This window comes from uncultured Campylobacter sp., assembly GCF_937997465.1.
Lineage (GTDB): Bacteria > Campylobacterota > Campylobacteria > Campylobacterales > Campylobacteraceae > Campylobacter_A.
In genome coordinates this window covers 1-9,372 of sequence record NZ_CALKTQ010000078.1, presented here as the reverse complement: position 1 = coordinate 9,372, position 9,372 = coordinate 1, and the positions used below count along the sequence as shown (strand labels likewise).

Annotated in this window: 11 protein-coding genes and 1 pseudogene; 7 read left to right on the top strand and 5 right to left on the bottom strand. The window is 47.2% G+C overall.

The genetic code is table 11. The features are described from left to right. Positions 1 to 94: pseudogene (locus Q0546_RS02305) on the bottom strand (glutamate racemase); the annotation flags it as partial. Between the two features lie 189 nt (positions 95 to 283). Between Q0546_RS02305 and Q0546_RS02300 the strand changes: the two are divergent. The 4 genes from Q0546_RS02300 (at position 284) to Q0546_RS02285 (ending at position 2,215) form a co-directional block, all read left to right on the top strand. Then, a complete protein-coding gene (locus tag Q0546_RS02300) occupies positions 284 to 919 on the top strand; it encodes a GNAT family N-acetyltransferase (protein WP_298790154.1) in 636 nt (211 codons plus the stop codon). Between the two features lie 255 nt (positions 920 to 1,174). Continuing rightward, positions 1,175 to 1,309: a hypothetical protein gene (locus Q0546_RS02295; RefSeq protein WP_298790152.1), complete on the top strand. Its 135-nt coding sequence runs from the start codon at positions 1,175 to 1,177 to the stop codon at positions 1,307 to 1,309. Further along, on the top strand, positions 1,261 to 2,013 hold the full coding sequence (locus Q0546_RS02290; protein ID WP_366519246.1) for an isoaspartyl peptidase/L-asparaginase: 753 nt from the start codon (positions 1,261 to 1,263) through the stop codon (positions 2,011 to 2,013). The genes Q0546_RS02295 and Q0546_RS02290 overlap by 49 nt, the downstream gene beginning before the upstream one ends. Then, positions 1,973 to 2,215: an isoaspartyl peptidase/L-asparaginase gene (locus tag Q0546_RS02285; protein ID WP_298790150.1), complete on the top strand. Its 243-nt coding sequence runs from the start codon at positions 1,973 to 1,975 to the stop codon at positions 2,213 to 2,215. Before Q0546_RS02290 ends, Q0546_RS02285 begins: the two co-directional genes overlap by 41 nt. Positions 2,216 to 2,342: 127 nt before the next feature. On the opposite strand, the gene Q0546_RS02280 is transcribed toward Q0546_RS02285, so the two are convergent. The 3 genes from Q0546_RS02280 to sodB form a co-directional block, all read right to left on the bottom strand. After that, entirely contained in the window at positions 2,343 to 4,448 is a 2,106-nt protein-coding gene (locus Q0546_RS02280; RefSeq protein WP_298790148.1) for a ribonucleoside triphosphate reductase, read from the bottom strand. 333 nt (positions 4,449 to 4,781) lie between these two features. Beyond that, on the bottom strand, positions 4,782 to 5,147 hold the full coding sequence (locus Q0546_RS02275; RefSeq protein WP_298790147.1) for a hypothetical protein: 366 nt from the start codon (positions 5,145 to 5,147) through the stop codon (positions 4,782 to 4,784). A 187-nt stretch (positions 5,148 to 5,334) separates the two neighbouring features. Then, positions 5,335 to 5,985 (bottom strand): superoxide dismutase [Fe], encoded by a 651-nt coding sequence (sodB, locus tag Q0546_RS02270; protein ID WP_298790146.1) that lies wholly within the window; start codon positions 5,983 to 5,985, stop codon positions 5,335 to 5,337. Between the two features lie 355 nt (positions 5,986 to 6,340). Here sodB and Q0546_RS02265 point away from each other — a divergent pair, with 355 nt between their 5' ends. From Q0546_RS02265 to Q0546_RS02255, 3 genes are read left to right on the top strand one after another with little or no spacing between them, the layout of a single operon-like run. Next, entirely contained in the window at positions 6,341 to 7,339 is a 999-nt protein-coding gene (locus tag Q0546_RS02265; RefSeq protein WP_298790144.1) for a DctP family TRAP transporter solute-binding subunit, read from the top strand. A gap of 6 nt (positions 7,340 to 7,345) precedes the next feature. Beyond that, complete coding sequence (locus Q0546_RS02260; protein WP_298790142.1) at positions 7,346 to 7,888, top strand: TRAP transporter small permease; 543 nt, start codon at positions 7,346 to 7,348, stop codon at positions 7,886 to 7,888. 9 nt (positions 7,889 to 7,897) lie between these two features. After that, complete coding sequence (locus tag Q0546_RS02255; protein WP_298790140.1) at positions 7,898 to 9,181, top strand: TRAP transporter large permease subunit; 1,284 nt, start codon at positions 7,898 to 7,900, stop codon at positions 9,179 to 9,181. A 1-nt stretch (position 9,182) separates the two neighbouring features. On the opposite strand, the gene Q0546_RS02250 is transcribed toward Q0546_RS02255, so the two are convergent. After that, positions 9,183 to 9,372, bottom strand: a 190-nt coding sequence (locus Q0546_RS02250; RefSeq protein ID WP_298790138.1) for a hypothetical protein, incomplete at its 5' end; no start/stop codon positions are given.

Genomic DNA, 9,372 nt, shown 5'->3' with positions numbered 1-9,372 from the left:
CAAAATACAAAAACTCCGCCCCGCTAAATCGCCGCAAAGCCTCGGCGACCACGCTCAGCCCGCCGATACCCGAGTCAAAAAACGCTATTTTCAAATCTTTATCCAAGGTCAAATTTAAAAAGAGATTATAACTCAAATTTACGGCGATTTCGCCTTTGGGTGCAAATTTTACCTTTTTGCGGCGGCTAGGTGCGCGCCTTTATTGACGTTTAAATTTGACGTTTTCGCTGCTGTTTTTAATCAAATTTGGCGTAAAATCGGTTAAATTTAAAAAGGATTCAAAATGCAAGAAAATCTCGCCGCCGCAAAATACGAAATCTCGCGCGCCGTCAAGGCCGATCTAGTCGCTATCACGCGCATTTATAACGCAAGCGTTTTAGAGCGAAACGCCACGGCCGCGCTGCACCCCGTGGGCATAGAGGAGCGCGAAGCGTGGTTTGACGCGCACGAGACGGCAAACCACCCGATATACGTGCTGCGCGAGATTTGCGAGGGAAATTTGACGATCGAGGACGGTGAAACCTTTGAGGCTGGTTGCGAGAGAAAATTTAACTCGAAGCGCGAAAATTTGGGCGCGCAAAAGCCGAGTGTCGCAACCCCAAAAGGCGAAATCTTAGCCTGGGGTAGCCTCAGCGACTATCATCCGCTCGAGGGATACCGCATCACCGCAGAGATCAGCGTCTACGTCGCAGCGGACGCTCGCGGCAAGGGACTCGGCAGACGGCTCGTAAAATTTATACTCGAAAGTGCACCAAAATTTGGCATCAAAAACGTCGTCGCGCTGATATTTTCTAGCAACGAGGCAAGCCTAAATTTGTTTGCGAAATTCAGCTTTGCGCACTGGGGCGAACTGCCTGAAGTCTGCGATATGGGCGGCAAAATCGAGAGCCTGACGATACTGGGCAAGAAACTGGGGTAAATTAAATTTGATCCTGTAGATTAGAATACCTGTGCTTTTACCACGCTACATCTCAATCGCGCTACCAATAATTTCAGGTACCGCGCCGATTTTAACACTTAGCGGACTTAAATTTGCACGCTCTGGCGCAAATATAAACAGCTAAAATTACGCCGTAAATTTTATAGATATTATCAATTAAGCAAGCAAACCTTAACTCATTCTTAAGATAGAAAATTATAGTATTATTTTAAACTTTATTCCAAAGGAGACCCTATGAAGCACTTTTCACTCTCAAAGGCCGTTTTTATGGCGGCGAGTCTGGCCCTGCTCGGGCTAACGGCTGCGAATGCGCAGGAGAAATTTTCCCCGTTATCGTCATTCACGGCGGCACCAGCGGGCTTGATCTAACCAAGGAGGAATTTAAAATCCGCGAGGAGCCGATGAAAAAGGCGCTTTTGGCGGGTCAAGCCGTGCTTGAGAAAGGCGGCAGCGCGATGGATGCCGTAACTGCGGCCATTATGGTGCTTGAGGACGATCCGAATTTTAACGCGGGCAAGGGCGCGGTATTTACAGCTGACGGATTTAACGAACTCGACGCCTCTATAATGGACGGCTCGACCAAAAAAGCGGGCGCGGTCGCGATGGCAAGGCATATCAAAAACCCTATCCTAGGCGCCAGGCTCGTGATGGATAAGACGTGGCATACGCTGGTTGCGGGCGAGGGAGCCGACAAGCTCGCCAAAGAAAACGGCCTAGAGATGGTGGATCAGAAGTATTTTTTCACGCAGTTTAGATACGACGCGCTGCAAAAGGCCAAAGAAAAGCAAAAGCTGCTACTTGATAGCGAAAAGACAAAAAAGACGTCGCTAAATTTACACGAGCGCCCATATCTAGGCACCGTGGGCGCGATAGCGCTGGATAAAAACGGCAACCTAGCCGCAGCGACCAGCACGGGCGGCATGACAAACAAAATGACCGGCCGCATCGGCGATAGCCCGATAATAGGCTCTGGAACCTACGCAGATAACGACTCGGTGGCGGTTTCATGCACCGGGCACGGGCGACATCTACATGCGCGTAAATGCCGCGCACGAGGTCTCAGCTCTTTATAAATACAAAACGCAAGACGTGCAAAAGGCCGTCGAAGAAGCAGTAGCTCAGGTCAAAGCGCTCGGCGGCAGCGGCGGCATCATCTCGATCGACAAGCACGGACACACGGGCTTTGCGTGGACGAAAGACAAGCTCGGCATGTATCACGGCGAGGCAAGGCTCGGAGCCAAACCGGTCGTTTACTGGCCGCTAGGGGAGAAATAATCAAATTTACCCCGCTTATTTTGGCTCGGGCGGGGTCAAATTTAGTTAAATTTTGATTTTATACATAAATACGCAGTCAAATTTAAAAGCGGCAAAGCCAAACAACGCTTCGCCGCTCAAATTTATCCTATTTTACGCTATTTTCAGCTTTAAATTTAGCCAAAAGCTCCTCGTCGCATTTCGGGCAGTATTCGTGCTCGCCGCTGATGTAGCCGTGTTTGGCGCAGACGCTAAAGACCGGCGTTATCGTGATGTATGGCAGCTTGTAGTTGTTTATCACGCCGCGCACGAGGTCTTTGCACGCTTCGGCCGAGCTGATACGCTCCTTCATGTATAGGTGCAGCACCGTGCCGCCCGTGTAGGAGCTTTGCAGTTCGTCTTGCAGATCGAGCGCCTCGAACGCATCGTCGGTGAAATTTGCCGGCAGCTGCGTGGAGTTGGTGTAGTAGATATTTTCGCCAAATCCCGCCTGGATGATGTCCGGATAGCGCTTTTTGTCCTCTTTAGCAAAGCGGTATGTCGTGCCCTCGGCAGGCGTGGCTTCGAGGTTGTAAAGGTTGCCGGTACTCTCTTGGAACTCGCGAATTTTACCGCGTAGAAACTCGATCATCTCGATCGCGAATTCTCGCCCAAAATCGGTCGCGATATTTTCCTTGTCGTTTGTAAAATTTCTCAAAAGCTCGTTCATGCCGTTGATGCCGATGGTGCTAAAGTGGTTATTAAAGTGTTTTAGATAGCGCGCGGTATACGGATACAGGCCGCGTTCGTACATATCCTGGATAAATTTGCGCTTTTTTTCGAGCGTGGATTTGGCTAAATTTAGCAGATACTCAAGGCGCGTGTAGAGTCCCTTTTTATCGCCTTTATATAGGTAGCCCAGGCGAGCTAAATTTAGTGTCACGACGCCGATACTGCCCGTCATCTCCGCACTACCGAACAGCCCTCCGCCGCGCTTTAGCAGCTCGCGTAAATCTAGCTGCAAGCGGCAGCACATCGAGCGCACGTGGCCCGGCTTATAGGCCTTGTCGTTTGCGACGCGGTTGCCGTTTTCATCGATCGTGTACTGGCTGCCGACGAAATTTTGAAAATAGCTCGACCCCATTTTCGCCGTGTTTTCAAAAAGCACCTTCGCCACCTCGCTGTTCCAGTCGAAGTCCTCGGTGATATTTACGGTAGGAATCGGGAATGTAAACGGCTGCGAGCACTTGTCGCCCTCGGTCATGATCTCGTAAAACGCCTTATCTATACGGTTCATCTCTGGCTCAAAGGCGCGGTATGTCATATCGGTTAGCTTGCCAAAACCGCGTTTTTGCGCCTCTTTAGCAAGCTCCTCGTCCTCCAGGTCGCTAAATATATGCCTATCCTCGCGCGTAGGTATCTGATCGCGCAGATCGCTCGGGCAGGTGATGTCGATCGTCACGTTAGTAAACGGACTCTGACCCCAGCGAGCCGGCACGTTTAGGTTAAAGATAAAGCTCGTTATCGCCTTTTTGATCTCTTTATCGCTTAGCTTGTCGCGGAAAACGTAAGGCGCAAGATAGGTGTCAAAGCTGCTAAACGCCTGCGCGCCTGCCCACTCGCTTTGCAAAATTCCTAAGAAATTAGCCATCTGATAAAGCGCTTCGCGGAAGTGCTTAGGCGCCTTACTCTCGACCCTGCCGCGCACGCCGTTAAACCCCTCGTTTAAAAGCGCTCTAAGACTCCAGCCCGCGCAGTAGCCCGTGAGGCAGTCAAGATCGTGGATATGATAGTCGCCGTTTCGGTGTGCGAGGCCCTCTTCTTTGCTATACACCTTATCCAGCCAGTAGTTGGCGATGACCTTGCCCGCAGTGTTGTTGATGAGGCCGGCGTTTGAGTAGCTGGTGTTTGAGTTTGCGAGAATTCGCCAGTCGGTGCCGTTGATGTACTCGCTGATGGTTTGGGTGGAGTTGATGTAGGTGGTGTCTTCGTTTAGTCCCAAAATTTGCTCGCGCTGAAGCTTATGCGTGTGGCGGTAGAGCATAAAGCTCTTCATCACGTCGAAGTGTCCCGCGTTAAAAAGCGCCTTTTCGATGTAGTCTTGCACGTCCTCGACGCTCAAAACTTCGCTGTCAAACACATGCCCCATCACGTCTAAAAAGACCTTGTCGTCGTACTCTTTAGACTCGCTTTCAAAGGCTTTTTTGATCGCGTCTTGGATTTTATACGGGAGGTATTCTTGCTTGGTGCCGTCGCGTTTTAGGATAAATTTCATTTCATTCCTTACGTTAAATTTTGATGATAAATTTGACGAAAGTATAGGCAAAGTTGGCTTAAAATTTAGTGACCAAAATTTGCTCTCCGGGCATTTTAAAAATGTCATTTTTAAGTTTAAAATCGCTTTTAAACCGCGTATACTTGGGCATTTTATAAAGGGCTATTAAAATTTAATACAAAGCTGTTTTTGATAAGAGATATTAAATTTGAGCAAATTTAAAATAAAGCTATAAAACAAGCGAAAGTTCAAATTTGACGAGATTTTGCGAGAGTTAAATTTGATAAATTTGAAGGAGAGAAAGTCCCGCCGTAAAATTCGGCGGGAAAGTTTTTATTCGTCGTATCTTAAGAAAATATCCTCGCTGCCTTTTGCAAGGTTTAGGATACCTTCGCCGCGTTTAAACGTTATCTCTGTACCGATATCGTCGTTCGCTAGTCTTACGCCGCTTGCTGTAACTGCGTTTTTAAGGTTGATTTTGTGACCTTTGCTGTCTTCTAGTAGGGCTGTGTTAAATTTATCGGTAGAGCTTAGTCTAACGACGTATTTCGGGTCGTTTACGCCCGTAAATTTAATAACTTCAGCTTCTGATTTGGTGATTTGTGCTTTGTTTGCGCTCTCGCTTTTGTGCGCGTGGCAACCGCTAAGCATAGCAACTGCAGCAAAAGCCGCCAAAGATGAAACTAAAAACTTCTTCATTTTCGTCCTTTTTTGTGAAATGAGACTCGAATATTACTTCAAAATAGTTTATATAAAGTAAACTTAGCCAAGAAGGAGTCGTTGCTCAAAGCTAAGTTTACTCGCGGGCTTACGCTTATTTAAAAAATAAGCCGCCGCAAATTTATGGCTGCACCTAAAAACTCGCGATATCAGCGAATTTTTGGCATTAATGGCATCCGCAACCGCAGCAAGATTTAGCGCCGCCGTGAAGCTCGGTAATGTAAAATTTAACCGAATTAAGACCCTCTTTTAACGCCCACTCGTAAGCGCTCGAGACGAAGTCCCAGTTGATATTTTCAAATAATTTCTCTAAATACGCCGGGCGCGCGTTTCTGTGATCTACGTAGTATGCGTGCTCCCAAACGTCCGCGACTAAAAGCGGCACGAGGCCCTCAGTTACAGGGGTTTGCGCGTTGCTTGTTTGCACGATTTGCAGTTTGTCCTCTTTTGGATTATAAACTAGCCACGCCCAGCCGGAGCCAAAAAGCGTAGTCGTAGCCTTTAAAAACTCCTCTTTAAAATTTGGAATATCTTTTTCCAAGCGAGCTTTTAGCTCGTCGCTCATTTGGCTTTTTTTCGCGATGCAGTCCCAGTAAAAGTCGTGGTTATAGACCTGAGCCGCGTTGTTAAACACGCCGCCGGAACTTTTTACCAAGATATCAAAGAGGCTAGCGCCCTCAAACTCCGTACCTTTTATCAAATTATTTAGGTTATTGACGTAGGTTTGGTGGTGTTTGCCATGGTGATAGTTACAGGTTTCCTCGCTAACGACGGCGTTTGCTTTCGGATCGAAAGGCAGTTTTCTAAGTTCAAACATAATTTTTCCTTTGTAATAAAATTTATCCGTATTATAGCAATAAAAAAGTAATTAATTTATTAACGCGCAAACAAACCCGCCGATGATTCCGTTTTATCAAATTTAACTCGTCTCGCCGCGCGAAAAGGTCAAATTTGATAAAATAATGTGTATTTTCGTAACATTTAATCTTTTTAGTGTTATACTTTACTTTGGCTTGCTCTTAAATTTAACTGTTAAATTTGAGATATTGTTACATATTTACACATAAATTTGAAATTTATTGCAAAAAGTCGAAACATTTTCACGCAGCCGCTTTTTTATGAATTATAATTGCTCCTAGCTGATTTAGCTAATCTTTTAAAAAGGATCACAGATGAAAATTAAGTTACTTTCCGCACTGCTTCTTTCTTGCGCGCTTGCTGGCAGCGCGTTTGCCGCAGGCAAAACATACACGATCAAATTCGCCCACGTCGTGGCCGCCTCTACGCCAAAAGGCAAGGCTGCGGACTTTTTTGCCAAACGTGTCGGCGAGCTTAGCGGCGGAGCGATCAAAGTCGAGGTATATCCTGCCGCATCTCTGATGGACGACGATAGGGTTTTTGGAGCTCTAAAGCTGGGTAACGTACAGATGGCCGCGCCTAGTTTTTCTAAATTTACGCCGATAGTACCGCAGTTTCAGCTATTTGACCTGCCGTTTATCTTTAGAGATAACGCCCATCTTTACGCTGTTCAAGACGGCGAAGTCGGACAAGCTCTAAAAGATATGATCGCTAAAAAAGGCTTCATCGCGCTTGATTTTTGGGACGCGGGATTTAAGCACTTTAGCTCTAGCAAAAAGCCTATCGTAGAGCCTGCGGACGCTAAAGGACAAAAATTCCGCATCCAAAGCTCAAAAGTGCTTGAAGAGCAGATCAAAGTAGTCGGCGGCAACCCGCAAGTATTGCCGTTTTCAGAGGTTTATCCAGCCCTTCAACAAGGCGTAGTCGATGCGACGGAAAACCCGCTGTCAAACTTCTACAACTCCAAATTTTACGAGGCGCAAAGCTCTTTAACGCTATCAGGCCACGGATATTTGGGATATTTAGTCGTTATGAGCGAGAAATTTTGGAAAGGCTTGCCTGATGATATGAAGGCTCACGTAACGCAAGCTCTAAAAGAGGCTACGACTTACGAGCGCGAAGAGACGGCTAAAGAAGAAGAGCATATTTTAAGCGAGCTTAAAAAATTCGCAAGCGAGAGCAAAAAACTTGAGATCATCGAGCTAAATGCCGATCAAAAGGGCAAATGGGCAGAGGCTATGAAGCCGATTTATCCGAACTTCTACAACGTGATCGGTCAAGATTTGATAGAAAAAACGATAAATACGAAGTAGGATTTTATGGGTAAATTTTTTGAGATTTTAGATGTCGGCATCGCCTCGGTAAACAAAACCGTGGCGGTGCTAGGCATCGCTGCAGGCACGCTACTAGCCTTTGTTAACGTAGTGATGAGATACTGCTTTAACACGGGCTGGTCGTGGGCCGGCGAGCTAACTAACTACCTTTTTATCTGGTCGGCGTTTTTTGCCGCCGCTTACGGCTTTAGAAAAGGCATACATATATCGGTTACGATTTTAATCGAGAGATTTCCGCCCATCGTCGCAAAGGCCTATCTCATCTTTGCAAACGTACTAACGACGGTGTTTTTGATGTTCATCGTGGTTTATAGCGTGCAGTATCTGCAGGTGATGTACGAGCTTGATTTCATGAGCGTGGATCTAGGCATACCGCAATGGATACCGATGTTGGTATTACCGATCGCTTTTTTAGGAGCCAGCTATCGCGCCGGAGAGAAAATTTTCCAGATCGCTATGACGCCGGCCGATAAGGTCATCGTAAACAACGAAGCCGAGATGATACGCGACTCGGTCAAGAAAAGCTAAGGAGAGCCTATGACCATCGCATTTTTGTTTATTTCGCTGTTTGGCCTCATGCTTATAGGCGTTCCCGTCGCCGTTTCGCTTGGAGCTAGTACGGTTATCACGATGCTTTTTTTCACGGATCTTGACGTCGCGACGATACCTCAGCTCATCTTTGACGGTATCAATAAATTTGCCCTCATGGCGATCCCGATGTTTATCCTAGCCGGAAATTTACTGAGCAAGGGCGGCTCTGCTAGACGCATTATAGATTTTGCTAAATCCATGGTCGGACACCTACCTGGCGGCCTGCCGATGAGCGCGATATTTGCGTGCGTTATATTTGCCGCGGTTTCGGGCAGTTCGCCCGCTACTGTCGTAGCGATAGGCTCCATTATGTTTGTCGCGATTAAAGAAGCTGGCTACCCAAAAGAATACGCCGTGGGCGGCATCACGACCGCGGGCTCACTAGGCATCCTCATCCCGCCTTCAGTCGTTATGATCGTTTACGGCGTGACGGCCGAGGTCAGTATCGCTCAGCTATTTATGGCGGGCGTGGTGCCTGGACTGATGCTGGGTGGTATGATGATAGCGCAGACTTATATCGGAGCAAAGAGGCTTGGATTTAAAGCTACTACGCCCGAGCCTTGGAGCGAGCGAGTAAAAAAATTTTTCAGAGCATTTTGGGCGCTGCTAATCGTAGTAGTCGTTATCGGCGGTATCTACGGCGGTATCTTCACCCCGACCGAGGCTGCGGCGGCGAGCGCGATATATGCGCTGATTATTTCGCTATTTGTCTATAAAGATATCAAATTTAAAGACTTGTGGGACATCTGCCTAGAGTCTGCCATCACGACGGCGATGATATTTTTCATCATCGCAAACGCGGTCGTGTTTGCCTACTTGCTAACTAGCGAAAACATCCCGCAAACGATAGCAGATAGCATCCTAGCCGCAAATATCGGCAAAATAGGCTTTTTAATCATCGTAAACATCCTGCTTTTCATCATGGGACAGTTTATGGAGCCATCATCGGTCGTGATGATCATGGTGCCGCTGTTGCTACCGATCGCGACCGCGCTAGGCGTGGATCCGGTGCACTTCGGCATCCTGCTCATCGTAAACATGGAAATCGGCATGATCACGCCACCGGTCGGGTTAAATTTATTCGTCGCTAGCGGCCTAACAGGCATGAATCTAAAAGACGTCATCGTAGCGTGCTTGCCATGGACTTTGACGCTATTTGTCGGACTCGTCCTGGTGACATACATCCCGGAAATCTCGCTTTGGCTACCGAGGCTGATGTACGGAGGCTGATTTAAATTTGCAAATTTACGGCGACTCGCTCGGGCTTATATGGCTCGGCGGTCGGTCCGTAAATTATGCGCTCCTTTAGTTGCCCAGATTCATTCGGGCTTAATTTTTTGATGTTTTTATGGTTACGGCTGGCTTTATCAAATTTTGTAAATTTAGCAAAGCCTGCCACTTTCTTTTCATAAAATTTGCCC

Coding starts and splice junctions, on each gene's coding strand:
- Q0546_RS02300 (WP_298790154.1), top strand. CDS start 284: ATGCAAGAAAATCTCGCCGCCGCAAAATACGAAATCTCGCGCGCCGTC.
- Q0546_RS02295 (WP_298790152.1), top strand. CDS start 1,175: ATGAAGCACTTTTCACTCTCAAAGGCCGTTTTTATGGCGGCGAGTCTG.
- Q0546_RS02285 (WP_298790150.1), top strand. CDS start 1,973: ATGCGCGTAAATGCCGCGCACGAGGTCTCAGCTCTTTATAAATACAAA.
- Q0546_RS02280 (WP_298790148.1), bottom strand. CDS start 4,448: ATGAAATTTATCCTAAAACGCGACGGCACCAAGCAAGAATACCTCCCG.
- Q0546_RS02275 (WP_298790147.1), bottom strand. CDS start 5,147: ATGAAGAAGTTTTTAGTTTCATCTTTGGCGGCTTTTGCTGCAGTTGCT.
- sodB (WP_298790146.1), bottom strand. CDS start 5,985: ATGTTTGAACTTAGAAAACTGCCTTTCGATCCGAAAGCAAACGCCGTC.
- Q0546_RS02265 (WP_298790144.1), top strand. CDS start 6,341: ATGAAAATTAAGTTACTTTCCGCACTGCTTCTTTCTTGCGCGCTTGCT.
- Q0546_RS02260 (WP_298790142.1), top strand. CDS start 7,346: ATGGGTAAATTTTTTGAGATTTTAGATGTCGGCATCGCCTCGGTAAAC.
- Q0546_RS02255 (WP_298790140.1), top strand. CDS start 7,898: ATGACCATCGCATTTTTGTTTATTTCGCTGTTTGGCCTCATGCTTATA.